Genomic DNA, 22,896 nt, shown 5'->3' with positions numbered 1-22,896 from the left:
ATTACAGCTCACTTGCAGCCCGGTCCGTAAGGAACCGGACCGATGTGCATAAACGTTTTCATGTCTTCTTGTCGTCTTTACTACTTGCATGCATGTCTTCATGCATGCGCGAAGACATGTCAGAACAATGACATCTGGCCCGGTGCCGGGCCGCGGGCGCGGATCCGGGGGAGCGTGGGAGTCCTCACGCGTTCATGCCTACGCCGTCTCCTGCGGCCATCGGCCTCGACTGCCCTGGCCCGCGCCCCGGCATCGGGGTTGGATGCCAGCCAGGAGAGCATCGCACGGTAGCGGCTGCGCTCGGACCCATGGGCGAGGTCCACCCCGTCCGCGGCCGCAAGCCTGGCGACCTGCTTGCGCATCGTCCAACCCAGGCCTCCCGCCAGCCCATACCGGTCGCGGCGGGCGATCGCCTGCGCGAGGCATCGGATCCGCAGCGGGCATACTTCGCACACTGCGGCCCCCGCCCGTTGGAGCACCTGCCCCTCCGGCGTGGAGTCGATCTCCTCGTCCAAACCCCCACATGGCATCTGCGAACGGCTGTGGAAACGATCTGCACAGCTGCGCCGTGCCGCCCCGCACACCCAGACGGGGTGAGACGACGCTTCTGAAATCCGTTCCGGATGACGTCATTTCGAAGCCTCCCCGATACAGCGGCCGACGAACCCCGTTCCCTGGCGAGTCGAGCGTTTCCTGGCCTCCGGCTGCCGTATGAAGGGAGGCAGTGGATCGACCGGCCTGGAACCGTGAAGTGGCTTGTTGCGTTCGTCATAGGCGCATAGTGGGCACTGCGAGGAGGGGACCGAGCCGGTCAGATGCGCCTGGCACTGGTCCAGATGGAGCACGGCGCCGCCGAACACTCTGCCGGTCCCGCCCTCGCAGCACACGGCCACCGGTCGGTGCGGGTCAGGAGCGGGAGATGCATCGCCGCCGGGACGGTTCGGACTTGCATCATCACGGAAGCGCTGGAGCGCGACCTGCACCCAATTGCGTTCCAAATGCACCGCATCGAGCACGTTGGAACGCCAGAAGGCATCATCCAGCGCCCAGCCCGCCACGGACAGCACCTCGTCGGCGGTGTGGGCCTCGAAAAGCCTCGAAGCGGCGGCAAGCTCCCTGCGGGATCCGCCTGCGCCGTCTGGCAGGCCGCGGGCATCGCGTTGCCTTGCCAAGGCGGCAAGGAGACCCGAGGGGGAGTCCACGCCGGATTCGGGCGTCGGCTCCTCCACGGTTCCCGTTTCCGAATCCGCATCGGCGCGTGCGCCCCGAACGGGGGACTCGTGAGGGGCTAATTGATGGTTATCTACTGACGGTTCTAGTAGAGGTGCATTTAATGCAGGTCTAGGGGTGCATCTGCTGCACCTCTGATCTTGTTCTAGGGGTGCATTTAATGCACCTCTGGAATCTGCAGTTAAAATAGGGTTCCCTTTGGTGCTGGGGCCGTCGGGATTGACCAGCCTACCTGCGCCGTCGGCCTCATGCTCCGAGGAGTGCGTGGAATCCAGCCAGGCCGACAGCCGCTCCGGCTCAGTGTCCACCGCCAGATCCCACACCACACTCCGATACTGCCTGGGCCTGGTACGCCCCTTGGGCGCCAGGGCCGCATACCTCTGGTCGCCACGGCGAATGAACCCATGGGCCTCCAGGTATGTCAAAGCGTTGCGCACGCTCCGCTCCCTGAACTCCGTGACCTTGCAGATCGTCGCCACACTCGGCCACGCACCCGTCCCATCATCGCTGGCACGGTCCGCAAGATACAACAGCACCGCCTTCGCAGTCGCATTGCCCACCCGACACCGGTAGACCCAACTCGTGCACTGCGTGCTCATGACAACACCACACAGATCAAAACGTCGACACCGAAAACGAGCAGCAGAACGGCCAGCATCTCAATCTCGTCGGTCTCTTTATCGGCATCTCTCTGCTGCTGTTCCCGGCGTTGCTTTGTGGTTGCCTTGCGTGCGTACGCCCTCTCGAAAGCCACCCTCTGCTCATTGTCGCTGGATGCCGGATTCTTGGCGATCGCCATCAGCCGGCCTACGCGTTCCACCAAACGGTCCCTGTCATCGTTCATGCTCATTGTTCTTTTCCCCGCTTCGTCCTCCGTTCGGCATCCAGGTATGCAAGCTGGTTATCGCCCATCCTGGCGGCGCGGCACAGCCCGTACACGCCCGCAGTATCGAGCAGAAGGAACAGAACGACGACGATTCCCGTGACAACCCACGCCATCAGTCCGCCCTCCCCGTATAGGAGGGATGATGCAACATCGCATCCATTCGAGCTGAATCAGCCGTGCGGAAACATGGGCGGAATCACCACCGCCGAAAGCGGATGTCCGCCCAAGCACACCGAACCCAATGGTATTCTTCAAAATATGGCCTCCGAACAGAGACCGAGTACAATCACACATGTGTGACTCCTTTCAACAGGAGCGACGGCAGGGCAATGCAAAACAAACCAAACCAAACCGCCGCGCTGGAACTGTTACACAGCCGGTTCCGATGCTGGAACATCGGAACCGGCACTATTTCTAAAGCGAAGCTCCTTCCTTGATTTCCTCAGATGAACCGGTAAAACCCAAAACAAAATCAGCAGATAGACCAAAACGGTCATGAAGGACTTCAAGATCGTGAGGCTGCCAGGCAATCCAGCCGTTCACCTTGCCGTTCACCACGCCAACAGTCAAATCCAAACAAGCGGCAAGTTGGCGCTGCGACAAATGTTGTCGAGACATCCAACGCTTCATTGAACTGTCTGTAATTGACTTTCTATGTATGCTTATGACATACAATATAGTGTTTGTTGTAGACGAATTCAAATTACTCTGTTATATTTGTTTGAGAATTACGAACATTAGGAGGACATGATGCCGACTCTACTTGAAAGAAACAAGCCACAAACAGATGCAAGAGAGCTAGACTCTATTATTGCCTTCAATGTGAGAATTAGATTGGCTGCACAGTCTTTATCGCAAACCGCATTGGGAGAATTCCTGGGAATTGGACGTGCATCAATGTCGCAGAAAATGACGGGTCGAAGCGCGTGGTCTGCAAGTGATTTGGTAAATGCTGCTATTTTTCTTAATACTGATGTTGCGTCATTGATAGATGATTCGATGAGGCGCCAATTGAATGTGCAGAAACAAAAAATGGAAACTGCCGAAACGAATCCCATTGGAAGTGCCCCCCGTCGGACTCGAACCGACAACCCACGACTTAAAAGGACGCTGCTCTAACCATTGAGCCAGAGGGGCACAAACAATTATTATAGCTGCTCCGTAGACGAGACACACGGATTAAGGTTTTGCAAATATCGAACGGCTGTTGCAGGGAAGCTGCGACGTTGGAATTGGGCTGTAAAACGTCTTGGCTGTCCTTCGTTTTATTTGGTAAGGAAATTTTATATGGGAATTCACTCTGGTCTGAACCTACGCCCCTTTTGATCGTTGAGATTCCAACGATTTTTAAGTACCTAATTTTAGAGAGAAAATGAAATCTATCTACCGAACGAAAATGTGGGCAAAATCCTCGAGATTTCAGGCCGAAATCGACACACCAAGTTCAGTCAGTTTGTTCTTGATGTCGTTTGAGGACGGCTCCACCAAGAACGCACCGTCGGAGAACAGCACTACTGGAATATGCTTCTGTCCGCTGATTTCAATGGCTTTCGCTTCGGCGCCGTCCTCATGCTCGATGTCATGCCAGTTGTAGCCTACGCCGAAACGATCGAGCGCGGCCTTGGCTCGTTTGCAGTCGCCGCACCAGTCGGCTCCGTAGACCTCCACCGTCGCATCAGTGTCTGCAGTCTTGCTCTCTGTCATATTGTCTCCTTATGTATCGATCGGTTTCGCCAGTGTCATGTGTGATTCCGGTCGGTTTTTCGGTATCGATGGTTTTGTGCATCAATATAACAGGTTAATCGGTATGACTCCAATGTTTCACTGAGCGCTTTGCCATGTCCGGTGTTTCGTCGCGCGTCGGGGACAGAGAAGTCGGGGTCTTGGATTTTGAACGGCGTCTCCGTTCGTAGGGTGCGTCTTAGAATTGAGGTATGTCTTGCACAACGCTTCTTGTAGGGAAAAATGCCAGTTACGACGGGTCCACGCTGATTGCGCGCAACGATGACAGCGGCGGTGGAAGGTACGACCCGAAGCGTTTCGTGGCGGTGAAACCTACAGACCAGCCCCGGCGCTACCGCAGCACGTTGAGTCATGTCCAAATCGACCTGCCAGACAACCCGTGTGCTTATGTGATGGCTCCCAACGCCTTGCGAAACCGTGGCATACTGGCGGAAGCCGGGGTTTCGGAACGCAACGTGGCCATGAGCGCCACCGAGACCATCGCGGTCAATGAGCGGGTGCTTGGAGCCGACCCTATGGTAGTGCTGAGACCCGCGAAAACCAATCATACGGCTAGTAATTCGGACAGCGCTTCGCCCAAGGGCCCGCTTGGTGATTCGGCTAGCGCTTCGGACGGTGGAGGATCGGTAGACAATGCCTCTGCCTGCAGCAACGCGTCGAGTGACGGCACCGAAGGTGACGAGCCGGCTCAGGCTGCGCTCGCAGTCGATCGGTTCTGGGCAGTGCACGGCGAGCCGAAGGCGTATGATTCTGGCATACCTGATACAGGGCTGAAGGTGGCAGATCTCTTCGACTACGATGCGAGTGATGGCGATAATGCCGGCAACGGTGTGGGTGGCAATACCGGCAACAGCGCCGGACGCAATATCCCTGCCGACCTTCCTTCGGACGCGGAGCAGACCGAGGAGATTCCCGGCGGCATCGGTGAGGAAGACATCATCACTTTGGTGCTTCCATACGTCAGTACAGCCCGCGAAGGTGTGCAGCGCCTCGGAGGCTTGGTGGAGACTTACGGCACTTACGAAGCCAATGGCATCAGCATCTCCGACGGCAACGAGGTGTGGTATGTGGAGACCATAGGCGGCCATCACTGGATTGCCCGCCGGGTGCCGGATGACTGCTATGCCGCCATTCCCAATCAGCTCGGCATCGACGATTTTGACCTGACGGCGGCGCTCGCAGGAACGGATGAGCACGGAGCTCCCAGCGATTTCATGGCTTCCGCCGATCTGCGCGAGTTCATCGAAGACAATCATCTGGACTGTACCATGGATCAAGGCCCGGAGCATTGGCGTCATCTCAACCCGCGCAAGCTGTTCGGCACGGCCACGGTGACCGATCACGTCTACAACACTCCACGGGCGTGGTACATGGAGCGTTGCCTCAATCCAAGCGAGGACTGGGATTCGCCGTCCGCCCGCTATACGCCGCTTTCTGACGACATTCCGTGGTGTCGGGTTCCCGAGGCCAAAGTCAGCATAGAAGATGTGCACCGCGTGCTGAGCTCGCACTACGAAGATACGCCATACGACCCGTATGGGCACAGGGGCACCGACGAATCACGCCACCGGTTCAGGCCCATCGGCATCAGCCGTACGGGCCATCTGGCCATCATGCAGATTCGTTCCTATATGCCCGAGGCGTTCCGCTCGGTGATGTGGCTTGCGTTCGGCCCGCAGCCGTTCACGGCCCCCATGCCGTTCTACACCGCGGTCGGCGAGACTCCCGCCTATCTGCGTGACACCACAGGAGAGGTGGATACGCACACGCTCTATTGGACGAATCGCCTCATTGCGGTCATTGCCGATGCGCAGTACGACCTCAACGCCAGCGCCATCGAAGCGTTCCATGAGGACGTGATGAGCCATGGCCATACGTTTGTGGAGCAAACCGATGCCGTGGCCCTGCGGTTGGCGGAACAGTTGCAGTCGGTGTCGCCCGATTCGCTCAGTTCAACGTTGCATGCGATACGTACGTTGCTTGAGCGTGCGAACCAGCGAGCTTCTGATTATTTGGAGCGACGAAACGCACAACTGCTAGGGCGAGTGCTCAACACTTCAAGCGACCACATGAAGAGTGCGTTCGCCCTCTCCGACCGCCCGCACTGATGCCATGGAATGTGGTGTCAAGAAATGCGATGGAAGTAGGATGATGCAGTCTCCGGATTCAGCGATTCCTCACCTACCGTTCAATTTGTGCAAGAAGTGGGTGAGGAATCTTCGACTGTGAGCCGTATGCTCACTTGACTCATCGTGAGTCGGCATCGCTGGCATCGCTATTATCTGCGGTGCCATGGTTGGCGTTGCCTTTATTGTCGGTGTCGGCACTATTGCCGTCTTGGTTATCGACACTGTCCTTGTCGGCAATGCTGCCGCCTGCTCCGTTCCCGGTTCCAGTTCCATCGCCTTCGGTTTTTCCGCGCTTGTTTGCGTCGCCGTCGTCGGTGCCTTCCTTGCCGCTTTCTGAAGTCTTTTCTTTTGACTTGCTGCCGGCATTATTTTCTACGTCCTTGCCTTCGAATTGCAGTGTCGGTTTGGGTTCGAGGCGTGAGAGCCCATGCCATGCCAAGTTGACGATGTGGGCGGCGAGCTGTTCCTTGCTGATCTTGGGGTGGCTGGCCCAGTATTGCCCGGTGAACACGGTCATTCCCACGAGCATCTGGGCGTAGTAGGGCGTGTATTTCACCGGCAGGTGGTGCTTCTTGAACGCCTTGCCTAGGATCTCCTCTACGCGCAGGCTCACGTCGCCGAGCAGGGAGCTGAACGACCCGGCGGGGTCGGTAGTGGGGGAGTCGCGCACGAGCACCTGGAATCCCTCGGCGTTCTCTTCGATGTAGGTGAGCAGGTCCAGCGCCGTTCGCTCCACGATCTGGCGCGGATGCTCGTCATCGTGCGAAAGTGAGCCGATGAGCGTGTCCGTCAGCGCACGCATCTCGCGGTCTACCACCACAGCGTAGAGTCCCTCCTTGCCACCGAAATGCTCGTAGACAATGGGTTTGCTCACCTTTGCCGTGGCTGCAATCTCTTCCACGCTTACGGCCTCGAAGCCCTTGGCTGCGAACAGTGAACGCCCCACAGCAATGAGCTGCTCGCGGCGTTGGTACGAAGTCATTCTCGATGCATTTGCCATGCGCACCATTTTAGTTATTCGGCTGCCGATGGATAGGTTGTATGGTTTTCTTCGTTTCCGTTCATCATTTAGCGCGGCAATGTATGAATCGCATCTTGTGTTTGGAACTATGAGGTCTTTCGTAACAATTCATTGTTACGCTAAACGAAATTCAAGTAGTTTCAGTTCAGCAGCAAGGTGGTGAGTATGAAGGAAGAAGCAGTTCAACAGAATTCAGCGGGGAAGCGTCAGTCGTGGCAAGGCGGCGCTTGGCTCATCGTTGCATTGATGGCAGGCTACTCGGTGGTCTACATGGACAAGAGCATGATCTCCACCGCCATCATTCCGATTTCCAAGCAGTTCGGCCTCGACACAGGCAAGACGGGCCTGATCATGTCGTTCTTCTTCCTTGGCTACTCCATCATGCAGATTCCTTGCGGTGCCTTGGCGGACAGGTTCGGCGCCAAGCGCGTGCTGATGGTTTCCGTGGTAGTCATAGCTGCGTTCTCGTATTTGTTTGGTGCTGTGGGCTCGTTCGCAGGACTTGGCGCGGCGGGCGGTCTCGTGGTATTCATGGTCATCCGCTTTTTTGCAGGTATGGGGCACGGAGGCTATCCGCCAAGTTGCACCAAGGCCGTTTCGGAGAACTTCGTGCAGTCCCGTCGCACGTTTGTGCAGTCGCTGATTCTTTCGACCTCGGGCATCGGCGGCATCCTCGCGTTTACATTGGGCGCACAGCTTGTCTCTCACAACTGGCAGATGGCCTATGCGGTGCTCGGAAGCCTCTACCTCGTGGCGTTCGTGCTCATCGCTCTGTTTGTGCCGAAGGATTTCGAAACGGCGAAAACCACGCATGAACAGGCGAAGGCGCAGTTGCTGGCAGGTGATTCGGATGAGAAGAACAGGCCGCTCGGTTTCCGCGATGTGATATTCGACCGCAATGTCATTGTGCTGTTCCTAGCCATGCTGCTCCTCAACGTGGTGATGTATGGGAACATGTCGTGGCTGCCTTCCTACATCACCAAAACCTTCCATCTTTCCGTAGGTCAGGCCGGCTGGATTCTCGCGGGCAATTCCGTGTTCACCACCATCGCCACGATTTTCTCCGGGCAACTGCTGTCAAAGTTCTTCCTGAGCCGTGAAAAGCAGGCGATCATGGGTTCGTCGTTCATCGTCGGCGTGCTTCTGGTGGCATTCGTCATGTCTCATAATCTGGTGCTGGCCGTCGTTTTCATGATTTGTCTGAGCATGCTCTGCACGCTTGCTTTCACCGGCATTTTCACATGGCCGCACAAGATCATGGATGCGCGCGTCATCGGTTCGTCCATCGGCATCATCAACACAGGTGGCACGCTTGGCGGCTTTCTGGCTCCCATGATCATCGGGGGTCTGGTGAAGGCCAATGGTGGCAGTTTTACCCCAGGTTTCCTGTTCCTTGCCGTCTGCGCCGCAGCTACAGCGGTTGTGGCCTTGTTTGTCAAGGTGAGGCGGTGAGGTGCGAAAGCTGGAATCAGAAAATAAATACTGGAGGTTTTGCAATGAATGAAGGGGAAAACAATATGACCGTTGAAGACAAACAGCGGATTATGGACATCGTGGACGAGAAAAAGGGCGAGTTCATTGAGGCGTCCGACCGCATATGGGAGACGCCGGAGACTCGGTTCACCGTGCCGAAGTCGGTTGAGCAGCATTACAAGGTGCTCGAAAAAGAAGGCTTCGACATTCAAAAAGGTGTGGCCGGCATGGACTATGCCTACATTGCCACGTACGGCAGCGGCAGGCCGGTCATCGGCATAACCTCGGAATACGATGCGCTCGCCAACTTGAGCCAAGAGGCTGGCAATCCCAACCGCAAGCCGTTGGTGGAAGGCCAGCCAGGGCAAGGCTGCGGCCACAACGTGCTCGGCACTGGAGCGCTTGGCGCCGCAGTGGCGCTTAAGACGCTGATGGAGGAGAGACATCTTAAAGGCACGTTGAAACTCTTTGGTTGCCCCGCGGAAGAGAGTGGATACGGCAAGGCGTTCATGGCGCGTGACGGCGTGTTCGACGATGTGGACGCGGCGTTCACCTGGCACCCGGGAGACATCACCCGCGTCGCCGGCGGCGGTGGATTGGCCGTCATGCAGGCCAGCTTCAGCTTCAAAGGCATCGCCGCCCATGCAGCCGCTATGCCGGAGCAAGGGCGTGACGCGCTGGATGCGGCGACGCTGATGACGGTGGGCGTGCAGTTCCTGCGTGAACACGTCATCGAGGAGGCGCGCATCCATTACGCCTATCTTGATGCTGGCGGTGAGTCTGCCAACGTGGTGCATCCCACTGCCACACTGTACTTCTTTGTGCGTGCCCCCAAGCTGGGACAAGCTCAGGAGATCTACGACCGTGTGGTCAAGATTGCCAAGGGAGCCGCCATGATGACCGACACCACGCTTTCCATTGATTTCGATTCAGCCTGCGCCAACTATGTGCCGAACCATCCGCTCAGTGAGGCGATGGACAGGAACCTCGATCTGGTGGGGCCGTTGGAAATCACCGAGGAGGAGGACGCTTTCGAGCGCAAGATTAAGGAGCACAATGCCGATGGCGTCGCCCAGCATCTCGTCGCTCAGGCAAAAGAGGCGTTTCCCGATAAGTCCGACGAGGAGATTGCCCGGATTGCCCAGGCCGGTATTGCCACCCCGAAGTTCCCGCTGGTCTACACCACCAGCACCAAAGGCCAGGCATCAACCGATGTAGGCGATGTGAGCTGGTGCACGCCCACTGCCCAGTTCAACGGTGGTTTCGAGCCGCAGGGAAGCCCTGCCCACTCCTGGCAGTGGGTGGCCAACGGTCAGTCTTCCGTGGCGCATAAAGGTTTGGTGCTGGCTGCGAAGACCATCGCGCTGACCGCCTATGACGCATTGACCGATGCTGATCTGCTGGCGCGTGCCAAAGCCGCATACGCCGAGGACTTCAAGGACGAGCAATATAAGTCGGTGATTCCCGCGGACGTTCATCCGCACGGCTGAGTGCATGGATTTAGGCGGTTTGTGCATCGTGTCGGGCTGATTTTGGCGCGGATGCACTCTATGCGTGGATTTATGCGTTTTGTGCTGGAACGGTTGCGCTGTCATCTTGCCGAATGTTACATTGGAATGGAATTTGGAGTTTTCGCTTTGTTATAAAAGAATATGGTTGGTGGCGAGGAGATTACGATCTCTCCGTTTGCAGGCCAGGTGATGCGGGGTGGCGAGATGCTGCTGTGAGTAGGATTGATGGAGTGACCAATGTTCCTATGCAGCCGGTCAGTGCTGTCGATGCCCTTGTGACACTGACGTTCGTGGTGCCCGCGTTCAATATGAAATCATATCTGCGGCGTTGCGTGGATTCGCTGATGGCGACGGGCAGCCCGGATGTGGAGGTCGTCATCGTCGACGATGGTTCCACGGACGGCACCGAGGCTCTGGCGGACGAGCTCGCGGCGCGATTCAATCGCGACGGCGCTCTGGCGCCCGCCGATTCCCTCCAAAGCGCAATACGCGTGATTCATCAGAGAAACAAAGGTCATGGCGGTGCAGTGAATGCCGGCATTGCCGCGGCTCGGGGAGAATACGTCAAAGTCGTCGATGCCGATGACTGGGTTGGGCGTCAGGCTCTGGAGCGGCTGTTGAAGGTTCTGCGTGTGCAATGCGCAGACGGCGCGGCGGGAGACGGTCCGGTCGACATGGTCGTCACCAATTACGTCTACGACAAAGTAGGCAAACGGCGCAAGCACGTGGTCAGTTTTTCGCACGTCATGCGTCCCGATATGCGCTTGGGTTGGGACGATCTGCGTCACTTCGGCATCGCCCAGTACCTCATCATGCATGCGCTCACCTTCCGTACGGATGTGCTTCGGCGGTCACGGTTGCAGTTGCCCGAGCACACGTTCTACGTTGACTTCATCTACGCCTACCAGCCTCTGCCGTGGGTGAGATCGCTGATGTACGTCAACGTTCCGCTCTATCACTACTTCATTGGACGCGATGGCCAGAGCGTTCAGACCGATGTCATGATACGCCGGGTCAATCAGCTGGTGCGGGTCAATCGGCTGATGAGCCGGGCCACGCCTTCTCGTGCGGCCGTTCCACGTGGCTTGTACCGATACATGATTCACTTCCTCTCCATCGAGTCGGTGGTGACCAGTGTGTTTCTCATTCTCTCCAAGGATCCGGCCAATTATGCGCTCAAGCGGGAGCTTTGGGCCAATTTGAAGCGTGACTCGCCGGCCAATGCCAAAGCTGTGCGTCGTCAGCTTCCCTCGCGCGCAATTAATTTGCGTGGTAGTGTGGGCCGAGCCATCATCAGAGCCGGCTACCGCGTGGCCGAGCATGTCATCGGATTTAACTGAGCGGTGGAGCAACTGGGCCAGATAATTTGCTGTTTGTTTGCTGGTCTGTTTTTTGAATTCAATCAGAATCGACATTTTTGAGCTGATTTATGTCGATTCCACCCGATTCATCGTTTGGAAATTGACAAAAAACGTTTTTAGTTCCATCTGTGTTCTTTTTGAGTTTGTGATTATATTCGTTGGCACCCATTGATGGCCTAGTGTAAAGAGTCTGTTACGGGTGGTGTCTTGATGCAGATTATTCGGTGAAAACGGCAAAATGGGGTGAAGTCTGTGATATATGAATTCTGATGCGTAACCTCTGTAATGAGAGTCTTCTTTATCGTATTGTGGATTTGTGTGAAGTCGCACAAGCGTTGAGGTGAAGGGGATGGGAAACTACAAAGGAGAGGCGAATGCTAGGTATAGCATGGTCGGACGTCATAGGCGTCTTTCAATCAATTAAGTGGTATCTGGCGGTGATCGTTGCCATCATTGTCGTCGCAGCCATTGTTGCTGTGGCTGTACGCAAGGTCAATGCACCGACGAGAAAGCTGATTCGTTCCAACGCCATCGTGGTGCCGGTGGTTGCCATTGTGGCGGCCATATCAATGATGTTGATGGGTCCGATGTCGACTCTGCTCAATCTGGCTGCGGCGGGCGGTAAATCCAAGACCATCTCTGCGGCAACCACGGCCAAGGCCTCGGATTTGGCTCGTCAAATCGCAGGCGAAGGTTTTGTGATGCTCAAGAACGACGATAACCTGTTGCCGCTTAAGAACACGAAGAAGCTTAATCTTTTCGGATGGGCTTCGGAGAATCCGGTTTATGGTGGCACAGGTTCTGGGGCAATCAACCAGAACTACCCCGTTGAGTCTTTGGAGAAGGGACTCAAAAAGGCCGGTTTCGAGACTAATAGCAACCTTGCGTCCATTTACGACAAGATTGGGCATCGTGATAATTCCAACACCACGATGGGTGCCGGCTGGTCGCTGCAGGAAGCCACCAAGGATGCCTACACCGAGCAGGTGATAAATCAGGCCAAGCAGTTCTCTGATACTGCTGTCATCACAGTAGCGCGCGTGGGCGGCGAAGGGTACGATGACATGCCTACCGATATGAGCAAGGTGCAATATAAGGACAACTCCAAGGCATACAAGGACTTCAAGCCTGGTCAGTCCTATCTGACGCTTTCGCAGACCGAGAAGGATATGATCGATGTGGTCTGCAAGAACTTCAACAACGTCATCTTTCTTTACAACGGCGCCAACCCCATGGAGCTCGGCTTCCTCAATCAGTACAAACAGATCAAATCCGCACTATGGACACCCGCTCCTGGCAATGTCGGCTTCGATGCCTTGGGAGACATACTCAACGGCAAGATTAATCCTTCCGGCCGTACCACCGACACGTTCCTCTACGACATGAGCAAGGCACCTTGGTGGAACAACGCCGAGGCCACGAAGTACAGCAATATGAAGCAGGACTCGTTGAAGCTGGCGCTTGGCAAAGGCATGTACTTCCATCTCGAACCTTCGTTCACGGATTATGTAGAAAGCATCTATGTGGGCTATAAGTATTATGAGACGGCCGCTAAGGAAGGCCTCATCAACTATGATGACGTCGTCCAGTATCCGTTCGGCTATGGTCTGAGTTACACCGATTTCAAGCAGAAAATGGGCAAAATGTCCAAGAGCGGCGACAACATCACCTTCGATGTGGATGTCACCAACACGGGCAAGGTGGCCGGCAAGGACACCGTCGAGGTCTATTCCGACCCGCCATACACCAATGGCGGCATTGAAAAAGCCTCCGCAAACCTCATCGTCTCCAAGAAGACTGATTCCATCGAACCCGGTACCTCAAAGACGGTGAAAATCTCCTTCCCTGTTTCCCAACTCGCATCCTACGATGAGAAAGGCGCCAAAGCATACGTCCTGGAAAAGGGCAGCTACGGTATTTCAATCAACTCCGATTCCCACACGGTGCTCGACTCCGCGAACTATACGGTTCCGACAACAATCACCTATGGCAAGAACAATCCTCGCCCAGGAGACAAGACCGCTGCAACCGACAAGATCTCGGATATTGCCGGCGACGTGACTTATCTCTCCCGTAAGGATCACTTCGCCAACCATGATGTGGCCGTCGCTGCTCCTGCAAGCGATAAACTGGCGGACAAGTACGTGAAGCAGTACCACGTCAACAAGAACTTCGACTACTCCACGTACAACAATCCGAAGGACACCATGCCTGTAACCGGTGCCAAGAACGACATCAAACTCAAGGACCTGCGAGGCCTTAAGGCCAATGATCCCAAGTGGGACAAGCTGCTTGACGAGCTGACCGTGGACGACATGACCAAGCTGACCTCCCTTGGAGGCTTCCAGACTCCGGCTGTGGACTCCATCGGCAAGGTGGCCACCACGGACTGCGACGGACCGGCAGCTATCAACAACAACTTCACCAAGCAAGGGTCCATCGGATTTCCTGTGGCCGTGGTGCTTGCCAACACTTGGAGTCAGCAGCTCGCCCGCAAATACGGCGAAATGATGGGCGAAATGGGTCGTGAGATGGGAGTGACCGGTTGGTATGCGCCTGCCATGAACACCCATCGCACGGCCATTGGCGGACGAAACTTCGAATACTACTCCGAGGACGGCGAACTGGCCGGCGAAATCTCCGAGAACGTCGTTGCAGGTGCAAAGTCAAAGGGTATGTACGCCTATATCAAGCACTTCGCGCTCTATGATTCGAATGCCATGATGGTCAGTGTCTGGAGCAACGAGCAGGCGGCCCGTGAGGTCTACCTGAGGCCCTTCGAGATGAGCGTGAAGAACGGCAAGGCCGATGCCACCATGGTGGCTTGGGCCTTCATCGGCACCAAATGGAGTGGCGAGCAGGGATGGGTCAATTCCATCATGCGCGACGAATGGGGCTTCAATGGCATGGCGATTACCGATTCCTTCGGTGAGGACGGCCGTGGCTTCATGAACGCGGACAACGCCTTCCCCAACGGGGTCGATACCATGCTTTCCACCTATGGCAGCGGGCCGAACGTGGTGAAGGACAAGAAGAATCCTTCATCCGTCAAGCATCTGCGCACTGCCAGTAAGCACATCCTCTACACTGTGGTCAACAGCGGCGCCTATGACGCCGACAGTGATGCGATGAAGACACCGATGTGGAAGACGGCACTGTACATCGTCGATGTTGTTGTCATCGTCTTGATGGCCGGTGTGGAAGTCGTGTCCATTCGTCGTTTCTTGAAGCGACGCAGAGAGACAGAGACCTCTACGGAAAACAGTAGTACGAAGTAGACGGCGGCAGTTGTGCTGAAATTGATTGCGAGCAAGGATTCCCTCTTTGTTCGCAATCAATATCATTTTATTTTTTAATAAGTTTTTAGATATTGGGAATGAGAAATAATGAGTGATAAAGATTCTGTAAATAATGAGCTTGCGGTAAACCCGAAACTTCGGAATCTAACTGTCATTCAAAAGGCGGCGCTGCTTTCGGGCGCATCCGAGTGGGACTCGCGCGGCAGCAAGAAGGCCGGTGTTCCCAGCTTTGTGATGAGCGACGGGCCCCACGGGGTGCGTCGCCAGCTCGGTGCGGGAGACCACCTCGGGCTCGGCGGTTCCAAGCCTGCCACGTGTTTCCCCACTGCAGGAACGGTCGCCAATTCATGGGATCCGGAGCTTGCAAAGACGATGGGAAAGGCGCTCGGCCGCGAGGCTCATGACCTCGATGTGAATGTGCTGCTCGGCCCTGGTATGAACATCAAACGCAACCCGCTCTGTGGCCGCAACTTTGAGTACTATTCCGAAGACCCGCAGGTGGCGGGGCATATGGCCGCAGGCCTGATTGAGGGCATTCAGAGCAACGGTGTGGCCGCCTGTCCCAAGCATTTCGCGGTCAACAGCCAGGAGCTGCGCCGTCAGGCTTCGAATTCGGTGGTCGATGAGCGCACATTGCGTGAGCTGTATCTCACCGCCTTCGAGATTGCGGTGAAGACGGCCCATCCTTGGGCCATCATGAGTTCCTACAACGAAATCAACGGCACCTATGCCCACGAAAACAAGCATTTGCTCACCGACATTCTTCGGGGTGAGTGGGGCTTCGACGGCATGGTCGTCTCCGACTGGGGAGGTTCGAATTCCGCGGTGAAGGCTGTACAGGCCGGGGCGTCGCTGGAGATGCCGTCTCCGGGGTATACATCGGTTCGTGAGCTGACTGCAGCCGTCAGCAGCGGCGAGCTTTCGGAAGCCGACCTAGATCTGCGTGCTTCTGAGGTGGTGAAGACCGCGCAACGCACGCATTTCGAGGGTGTGGGTCGTGATGATCTGCTCTCAGAAGAAATTGTGAAAAATCATCACGAAATCGCCCGACGCATCGCTGAGGGGTCTGCCGTATTGCTCAAGAACGACGCGGCCGCAGACGGCGCTTCAACATTGCCCTTGAAACCGGGAACTCGTGTGGCTGTGATTGGTGACATGGCCAAAACCGCAAGATACCAAGGTTCAGGTTCTTCGAAGATCAATGCCACACACGTGGAAAATCTATTGGACGAGCTGAAGGCCGCTGATGGGGTGGACGTGGCTGGATACGCCCAAGGCTATGAACGCAAGGGTGAGGCGGATCAGCAGCTGATCGATGAGGCTGTGGCGCTTGCCTCCTCCAACGCATCAGATGTCATTGTCGCCGTGGTCGGTTTGGACGAGCGCAGCGAATCCGAAGGCCTTGACCGCACTACGATGGCGATGCCGAAGGCGCAGAATGACTTGGTTGGAGCCCTCATCAAGACGGGCAAGCCGTTGGTGATCGTGCTGGTCTCTGGATCGGTCGTTGAGCTTCCTTGGTTCGACGGTGTTTCGGCAATGCTGTATGTGGGGCTTTCCGGTCAGGCCGGTGCCTCCGCCACCGCACGTATACTCACCGGTGCGGTCAATCCTTCCGGTCATTTGGCTGAGACCTGGCCAATGAAGTATGAGGATTGCCCGAGTTCCAGCTGGTACCCTGCAGCCACGCGTGATTCCATCTATCTCGAGGGTCCGTTCGTGGGCTACCGGTATTACGAAACCGCCGGCGTGCCGGTGCGGTTCCCGTTTGGTTTCGGTCTGAGCTACTCCAGCTTTGCCTTTAGTGACCTCAAAGTGAACGAAAGCGGTGCGGACTTCACCGTCACCAATCGATCCGATGTGCCTGGTGCCGCCGTCGCGCAACTGTATGTGCGGGGGCCGAAAGGTGGGGTGCTTCGGCCGGACCGTGAGCTCAAGGGCTTTGCGAAGGTCGCGCTGAATGCCAACGAAAGCGCTCAGGTGCATATTGCTTTTGACGACACCACGTTCCGCCATTTCGATGTGAAGACGAACGATTGGCAGGTTGAATCGGGTCAGTGGACCATTCTTGTCGGCTCGGATGTGGAGCATCTGCCTCTTGAAGCCAAGCTTCAGGTCTCGGGTTCAGTCGATCCGCAGCCGGCGGATCCTGCGCTCGGGCATTACCTCAATGCCGACGTGAGGCATGTCACCGACTCCGAGCTCGACGCGCTCTTCGGACGAAAGGTTGAGATCACGCCCGAACCCAAGGTGTTCGGTGAGAATGATCCCATTTCGTCCTGGGTGCGTTCCCGCGGGTTCGCTGCCCGCACCGTCGCGAGGTTCCTGACGAAACGCGAGGCGAATGTTCGTCAGAAGACGGGTTCGCCCGATCTCAATACCTTGTTCATTCTCAACATGCCGCCGCGTGCGATGTGCAAGATGACCGGCGGATTGGTCGATCAGGCCATGGTCCAGGCTGTGGTCAAGATCGCCAATGGGCATACATGGCGCGGCATCGGATCGTTCGTCATCGGTTTCTTCCGCAATTTCTCGGCAAACAAACGCATGGCGAAGGAACTTGCGGATATGTAGTCCGTAGTGGGTCGGTTGGAGCGTGCGGCGAGACCCTGCGGTTCAAAAGCAGTCAGTTTTCAGCTGATGTACATCTTTCAAGGGAATGGAGCAATCAAGTGAGTGAGCAGAATAACGGCGAGGTGCAGGACCCCGGAGATAAGGGTGGCTTCCTGGCCGCGTGCAAGCAGCTGATCAACAAGTATCCGAACATTTGGGAGTTCATCAAGTTCAATGTGCTTTCGAACATCTCCACCATCACGCGCATGGTGTTGGTCTGGGTCTTCACGGCGATTTTCGTCAGTCTCATGCACATGACCCAGCCGTTCAGCTTCCTGATTTTCAACTATTCCAAGCCGGATACCAACGGTTTGGGCGGATTCCTTACCTTCCTCATCGCCGAGGTGGCTGCTCAGGCCGTCAATTTCGTGGTGCAGATGAAATGGGTGTTCAAGTCGGATTCCAGCTTCAGGGATGCGGCTTGGAAGTATGTGATTCTCGCCGTCATCATTGTGGTCGTGAACCTTGTGCTACCGGGCTACGTGACGGCAATCTGCAAGGGCTGGGGTTGGAACAACGCCATTTCCTCCACCATCGCCACCGTTGTCAACACGCTGCTGGCGGTCGTGGTCAGCTATCCATTGCTCAAGTGGTGGATCATGCCCAAGAACAAGAAGAGCGAATAAAGCCTTTGTGTAGGGTGATTTTGGTGTGGGGCAGGTGTGAATCAAGCTTTCTTGCGCGGTAGCAGCACGGTCAGAGTGAACCAGTGATTCTGCGCTTTGATGTTCATGCTGCCGCCGTATTGCTGGGCGATGTGGCGGATGGATTTCACGCCGAAACCATGGGAGGGTGCGTCGTTTTTCGTGGTGCGCAGGTTGCCGTTTTCGTCAGTGGAAAGTTCGGAATCGTAGTAGTTCTCCACTCGGATTACCGTCATGGAATTGTGGGAGTAGAGTGCCAGCCGGATCAGCCGTTGCTCGGGATTGCCGAGTTTCGATGCGGCTTCGATGGCGTTGTCGAGTGCGTTGCCGAACAGTGTGGCGATGTCCATCGAACTCATCGGTTCTAGCAGTTTGCCGTCTGCCACCGCGGTGAGGGTTATCAAGCGCCGTGCGCAGGTCTGCATCTTGGTGGTCAGGATGACATCAAGCACGGGGTTGCCGGTGTGCTGCTGGACGCTGTATTTCTGCACGGAGTGTTCCAGTTGTTCAAACCCGGCCGCGGCATGTTCCGGATCCACCTCCGCGCGCAGAGCCACGATCTGGTGTTTCAAGTCGTGGGCCATGCGTCCGATGGACTCCACATTCTCACGTGACTGCAGGTACTCCTGGTGCTCGCTGATGAGCTTTTGGTTGATTGAGTTCAATTCTGTTCTGGTCTGCAGAACCCTGTTCTGTTCCTGCTGTGCGTAGAGAACGACGTAGCCGCAAAGGTCCACCAGTGTGCGGATGTAGAACACCTCTTTGCCTACAGTTCCTGAGAACGGGGTGTTGGTGGAGACGAAGCTGAGGTTGCTCATGGCGAAGGTGACGATGCAGATGGCCACCGATGCGAGGGTGGAATTCAGGCTCGGTGCGTCTGGCTGACCGCGATTGAAATTCCGCCGTTCAATGGCCCATGCCATGGCGAAGCAGGCGAGATAGACCAGCAGCAGGAGCGTGTCGTTGAGCCAGGGCATACGCGCGTTGTGTAGGTCGACTCCGGTGAATGTGGCTATCTGCCATTGTAACGAGGCAACCAGTTCCGCCAATACGAAGGCGCGTGTGGTGATATAGAGCGTCGTTCTTGCACTGGCGCCTGAGCCCACCATGACAATGGCGTACATCGCTCCGAACGCCAGAAGCATGCCGAAAATCCAGAAGAACAACGGGGCGATGCCGTCAAGGTACTGGACTGCAATCATGAGAGCGAGTCCAATCACTGAAGTAGCAGCTGTGCGTGCTGGCTTGACGCGCCTATGAATCACCAAAAGGTAGACCATGCACGCCGCCCATTCGCTGATGGCGGTGAAAACCCGTGGGATGTCCGGCAATGCGTTCGTGATGGTGCCGTTCATAGCGCCTCGCCATTGATGTAATCGGTGAGCGCTGCCATAAACGCCTTTTTGCGCGGCCTGCTCACGCGTAGTCGGTCGCCGTTGTCCATCAGGCAGTCCTGGTTCGCCATGCCGGACACGTGCTGCAGGTTGACCAGATAGCAGGAGTTGGAACGGAAGAAGTCCTTGGAGGCCAGCTGGGATTCCAAGCTTTTGAGCGTCGAGGTGATGGAGAGTTTGCCGCCTGTGGTGTGGATGATGATGGTGTGGCGGATCGACTCGATGTAGAGGATGTCGCCCAGCTCCAAGCGCATCTGCCTTGCCCCGGCCTCCACCATGATGGATTTGCTTTCGTAGCGGCGGGACTGTTCGATGGAGCGCCTGAGCTCCTGGCTGAAGGCAAAGTAGGGCACCGGTTTGAGCAGGTAGGAGAGGGCCTGCACCTCGTATCCGTTGATGGCGTATTGCGCGGCATTGGTGATGAAGACGATGATGACGCTTTTGTCGACTGATCTGATGCGTCTGGCCGCCTCCATGCCATCCATGTGCTTCATCTCGATGTCCATAAGAATGATGTCGAAGTTCGCATGGTAATGCTCCGCAATCTTCGCCCCGTCGTCGAATGTGGAGGTAGTGAAGTTTTCGCCAGTCTCGCTGCCATAGCGTTCCAGGTAGCCGAGTATCTGCTGGCATGAGGCTGGATCGTCTTCCACCACAGCAATCCTGATATCTCGCATGTGTGGCTACCTTCCCTCGGTTCGTTCCGTTGCCTATACTTCATCGTACTGTAATTTCACGTATCAAATCGGTATTTTCTGCCGCTGCTGGATATTCTCATTCCTTTTTGCATGATTTGTCGGTTTGGATGCAAGTTCTGCTTCGTCGGTCGGTGCGGCTGGTGATATGTTTGCTGGGAGGCATTGTGTGTAACGGCATCGGTGACTATGGACTACGATTCGCAGTCCGTGGCAAAGAGGGTCGGCGGTTGGCCTGTTGAGCGTTTGCTCAGGGCTTGCTGTCGGTTGAAGACTTTAGGCTAGTACCTATGAATATGAACGTAATGGTGGCAGTGGCGGTACTGGTGCTTGTGGCGGTGGTGTGCATCGTCGCTGCAGTGTTGATTGAGCGTTCCCACAGGCGCAAGAATGTAGGGCAAGCGGCATCCGAGGTCCAAAGGAATTCAACGGTTGAGGCTGGTGGTGGTCCTGCAGGTGCTGATTCTGCACAGTCGACCAATACAACTTCCTCGGAAAGCAATGTCACTGGCAATGCAGGTGTCCAAGAGAAACAGAGCGAAGGTTCCGCCTCCAACCCGGTGAGCGGGCAGGGGTCGCTTGACGTTCCGGCCACCTCAGAATCCCGCATCACCCGTATGAAGTCGAGACTCAGCAAATCCTCGAATCCCTTCGGTCGTGTGCTGTTCAACATCCTTGCCAAGGACAAACTATCCCAGTCCGATTGGGAAGACGTGGAGGATACGTTGCTGCTCGCCGATGTGGGCAGTGAGGCCAGCGAGGAACTGGTGGAGGGTCTGCGCAACGATGCCCGCATCACCGGCACCTCCGAGGCCAAGGACGTGCAAGCCGCCCTGCGTTCCAAGCTCATCGAACAAGTTGAGTCGCAGAACGATCGAGCACTTGCGGCCAACAAGCCGGATGCCAAGAAGCCGAGCGTCATCATCATGGTGGGTGTCAACGGCACGGGCAAGACCACGACGGCCGGCAAACTCGCCCGTCTCTTCGTCTCTGAAGGCAAGTCCGTCATGCTCGCCGCTGCGGATACGTTCCGTGCGGCGGCTGCCGACCAACTAGAAACATGGGGCAGCAAGGTGGGCGTGCCCGTGGTGCGCGGTGAGAAGGATGGCGTTGACCCGGCTTCCGTGGCGTTCGAGGCTTCCAAGCAAGCCAAGGAACAAGGCACTGATGTGCTCATCGTCGACACCGCAGGTCGTTTGCAGAACAAGTCGAACCTCATGGATGAGCTGGGCAAGATTCGCCGCGTCACAGAGAAGAACCTGCCTGTCGACGAGGTTCTGCTCGTGCTCGATGCCACCACCGGCCAGAACGGCATGGAGCAGGCCAAGGTGTTCGCCCAGGCCATCGGCATCACCGGCGTGGTGCTTTCCAAGCTCGACGGCTCCGCGAAGGGCGGCATCGTCATCTCCGTGCAGAAGGAGCTCGGCGTGCCGGTCAAGCTGGTGGGTGTGGGTGAAGGCCCGGACGACCTTGCTCCGTTCGATGCCGAGAGCTTCGTCGACGGCATCTTGGGCTGAATCCTTCTGCTGTTACCTTTTGCGACGCAGAATGTCGCAAAAGGTAGCGCACTGGAAAACAAATGAATGAGGTTATGAATGGATAACGAGGATGTTGCGGATTGTGACGATGATGTTGCGGTAAAAGACAACCAGGAGAATTGGGACGACCGTGCGGAGGTGCATTTCGCCAGCGGTTACGGCGACCTGGACGCGTTCGTGGCTGATCCCGATGCCATCACCAGCGTGGCACGTCGTGACCTGGCAGTGCTGAAACCGTATCTGCCGGGACTTGGCAAGCGGGTGCTGCTAGGCTCGTCCACTGCGCTGGATTCATTCGGGTATACCGGCGATGACGATGATAATGATGACGATGATGCAGCGTCAATGGGTGTTGCAAAGCCGTTGTCCGAACTTCGGCTGCTGCACCTGCAATGCCACATCGGCACCGACACCATCAGCTGGGCGCGGCTCGGCGCTCGCGATGTGTGTGGGCTGGATTTCTCCGAGAAGTCGTTGGAACATGCACGCGATCTGGCCGCGCGGGCCGGTGAGAACATCGACTATGTGAAGGCCGATGCCCGCTATGCCTCAGCCACTTTGCCGAAGCGCACGTTCGATGTTATTGTCACCAGCGCCGGCACCGTCACCTGGCTGCCCAAGTTGGATGAGTGGGCGCGGTCCATCGCTGAGTTGCTGGCGCCTGGCGGCATCTTCATGATTCGAGACAACCACCCGTTGCTCTTCGCCTTAGACCAGGACGAGACGGACGGCAGCCTCAAAATCGCGATGGATTATTGCTCCGGTGCCGAGGACTCCTACGACACCAATGAGACCTACACCATGGCTGCACCTGACGAATCGAGCGATGCCAATAGTAATGGTGCAGCTGCCGGCTCGGCTGTGGTGGCCGGCGATATCAGCGGTGGTGGCGCAGCTGGGGTGGCCAACAATGCCGATATGGTGGCTAACGATGTTTGCTCTGATGCTGTCAATGGTATTGAAACAGAAGACGGCATCCATGGTGCGAAGGAAAATGGTAGTAAAGGTGCAGTGGGCAATGGTGGAGTTTCAAGTGGACACGTTGCTTCGCCAGCCATCACTCACATTCATAACCACAACTGGGCGCATGATTTCCAAGAGATGATTGGTGTGCTACGCGCGGCTGGCCTCGAAATCGAGACTGTTCAGGAGCTGCAGGAGACGGATTGGCAGTCCATCCCGATGCTCGAATACAGCAAGGAGCGCGATTCGTGGCACATGCCAGCAGGTGCTCCGCGCATTCCGCTGACCTTCGCGATCGTGGCCCGTAAGCCGGTGGCGTAAGTGATAGAAGACTGGAAGAAGGGCAAGGATATGGCTGCGGATGAGGATGGTCAATCACTTGGAACCGTATCTTTT

General features: G+C 56.4%; 18 protein-coding genes and 1 tRNA gene. 10 read left to right on the top strand and 9 right to left on the bottom strand.

Features of this window, described 5'->3' with window-relative positions; all coding sequences use genetic code 11:
* Positions 1-119 precede the first annotated feature (119 nt).
* From ACSYSS_RS05825 to ACSYSS_RS05815, 3 genes are all read right to left on the bottom strand, one after another.
* Entirely contained in the window at positions 120-530 is a 411-nt protein-coding gene (locus ACSYSS_RS05825; protein WP_491703106.1) for a WhiB family transcriptional regulator, read from the bottom strand.
* Positions 531-629: 99 nt separating this feature from the next.
* Positions 630-1,829 (bottom strand): helix-turn-helix domain-containing protein, encoded by a 1,200-nt coding sequence (locus ACSYSS_RS05820; RefSeq protein WP_491703105.1) that lies wholly within the window; start codon positions 1,827-1,829, stop codon positions 630-632.
* The gene (locus ACSYSS_RS05815) at positions 1,826-2,080 is read right to left on the bottom strand and encodes a hypothetical protein (RefSeq protein WP_491703104.1); all 255 of its coding nucleotides are present in this window, start codon (positions 2,078-2,080) and stop codon (positions 1,826-1,828) included. Before ACSYSS_RS05815 ends, ACSYSS_RS05820 begins: the two co-directional genes overlap by 4 nt.
* Between ACSYSS_RS05815 and ACSYSS_RS05810 the strand changes: the two genes are divergently transcribed.
* Entirely contained in the window at positions 2,080-2,250 is a 171-nt protein-coding gene (locus ACSYSS_RS05810) for a hypothetical protein (protein WP_491703103.1), read from the top strand. The genes ACSYSS_RS05815 and ACSYSS_RS05810 overlap by 1 nt on opposite strands.
* Positions 2,251-2,530: 280 nt before the next feature.
* Here ACSYSS_RS05810 and ACSYSS_RS05805 read toward each other — a convergent pair whose 3' ends face one another.
* From ACSYSS_RS05805 to ACSYSS_RS05795, 3 genes are all read right to left on the bottom strand, one after another.
* Entirely contained in the window at positions 2,531-2,746 is a 216-nt protein-coding gene (locus tag ACSYSS_RS05805; protein ID WP_491703102.1) for a helix-turn-helix domain-containing protein, read from the bottom strand.
* Positions 2,747-3,180: 434 nt separating this feature from the next.
* Positions 3,181-3,253, bottom strand: a tRNA-Lys gene (locus ACSYSS_RS05800).
* A 282-nt stretch (positions 3,254-3,535) separates the two neighbouring features.
* Positions 3,536-3,820 carry a mycoredoxin gene (locus ACSYSS_RS05795; RefSeq protein WP_491703101.1) on the bottom strand — a complete coding sequence of 95 codons (285 nt, stop codon included), beginning with the start codon at positions 3,818-3,820 and terminating at the stop codon, positions 3,536-3,538.
* A gap of 230 nt (positions 3,821-4,050) precedes the next feature.
* Between ACSYSS_RS05795 and ACSYSS_RS05790 the strand changes: the two genes are divergently transcribed.
* The gene (locus ACSYSS_RS05790; protein ID WP_491703100.1) at positions 4,051-5,967 is read left to right on the top strand and encodes a C69 family dipeptidase; all 1,917 of its coding nucleotides are present in this window, start codon (positions 4,051-4,053) and stop codon (positions 5,965-5,967) included.
* 139 nt (positions 5,968-6,106) lie between these two features.
* Here the strand turns inward: ACSYSS_RS05790 and ACSYSS_RS05785 are convergent, their stop codons facing one another.
* Positions 6,107-6,970, bottom strand: coding sequence for a TetR/AcrR family transcriptional regulator (locus tag ACSYSS_RS05785; protein ID WP_491704250.1), 864 nt, complete (start codon positions 6,968-6,970; stop codon positions 6,107-6,109).
* Positions 6,971-7,174: 204 nt separating this feature from the next.
* On the opposite strand from ACSYSS_RS05785, the gene ACSYSS_RS05780 reads away from it, so the two are divergent.
* The 6 genes from ACSYSS_RS05780 (at position 7,175) to ACSYSS_RS05755 (ending at position 17,892) form a co-directional block, all read left to right on the top strand.
* Complete coding sequence (locus ACSYSS_RS05780; RefSeq protein ID WP_491703099.1) at positions 7,175-8,461, top strand: MFS transporter; 1,287 nt, start codon at positions 7,175-7,177, stop codon at positions 8,459-8,461.
* A gap of 65 nt (positions 8,462-8,526) precedes the next feature.
* On the top strand, positions 8,527-9,972 hold the full coding sequence (locus ACSYSS_RS05775) for an amidohydrolase (protein ID WP_491703098.1): 1,446 nt from the start codon (positions 8,527-8,529) through the stop codon (positions 9,970-9,972).
* A gap of 266 nt (positions 9,973-10,238) precedes the next feature.
* Positions 10,239-11,333 (top strand): glycosyltransferase family 2 protein, encoded by a 1,095-nt coding sequence (locus ACSYSS_RS05770; RefSeq protein WP_491704249.1) that lies wholly within the window; start codon positions 10,239-10,241, stop codon positions 11,331-11,333.
* Positions 11,334-11,728: 395 nt separating this feature from the next.
* Positions 11,729-14,632: a glycoside hydrolase family 3 protein gene (locus ACSYSS_RS05765; RefSeq protein ID WP_491703097.1), complete on the top strand. Its 2,904-nt coding sequence runs from the start codon at positions 11,729-11,731 to the stop codon at positions 14,630-14,632.
* 108 nt (positions 14,633-14,740) lie between these two features.
* Positions 14,741-17,227 carry a glycoside hydrolase family 3 C-terminal domain-containing protein gene (locus ACSYSS_RS05760; protein ID WP_491703096.1) on the top strand — a complete coding sequence of 829 codons (2,487 nt, stop codon included), beginning with the start codon at positions 14,741-14,743 and terminating at the stop codon, positions 17,225-17,227.
* Positions 17,228-17,349: 122 nt separating this feature from the next.
* Positions 17,350-17,892, top strand: coding sequence for a GtrA family protein (locus tag ACSYSS_RS05755; RefSeq protein WP_491704248.1), 543 nt, complete (start codon positions 17,350-17,352; stop codon positions 17,890-17,892).
* 41 nt (positions 17,893-17,933) lie between these two features.
* Here ACSYSS_RS05755 and ACSYSS_RS05750 read toward each other — a convergent pair whose 3' ends face one another.
* Positions 17,934-19,265, bottom strand: a complete 1,332-nt coding sequence (locus tag ACSYSS_RS05750) for an ATP-binding protein (RefSeq protein WP_491703095.1) — start codon at positions 19,263-19,265, stop codon at positions 17,934-17,936.
* Positions 19,262-19,981, bottom strand: a complete 720-nt coding sequence (locus tag ACSYSS_RS05745; RefSeq protein WP_491703094.1) for a LytR/AlgR family response regulator transcription factor — start codon at positions 19,979-19,981, stop codon at positions 19,262-19,264. The genes ACSYSS_RS05750 and ACSYSS_RS05745 overlap by 4 nt, the downstream gene beginning before the upstream one ends.
* Before the next feature lie 308 nt (positions 19,982-20,289).
* Between ACSYSS_RS05745 and ftsY the strand changes: the two genes are divergently transcribed.
* Entirely contained in the window at positions 20,290-21,516 is a 1,227-nt protein-coding gene (ftsY, locus tag ACSYSS_RS05740; protein WP_491703093.1) for a signal recognition particle-docking protein FtsY, read from the top strand.
* A 78-nt stretch (positions 21,517-21,594) separates the two neighbouring features.
* On the top strand, positions 21,595-22,821 hold the full coding sequence (locus ACSYSS_RS05735; protein ID WP_491703092.1) for a class I SAM-dependent methyltransferase: 1,227 nt from the start codon (positions 21,595-21,597) through the stop codon (positions 22,819-22,821).
* Positions 22,822-22,896: the final 75 nt, after the last annotated feature.

It is taken from the genome of Bifidobacterium sp. ESL1118 (genome assembly GCF_058505595.1).
This window is presented reverse-complemented; position numbering and strand designations above follow the sequence as displayed.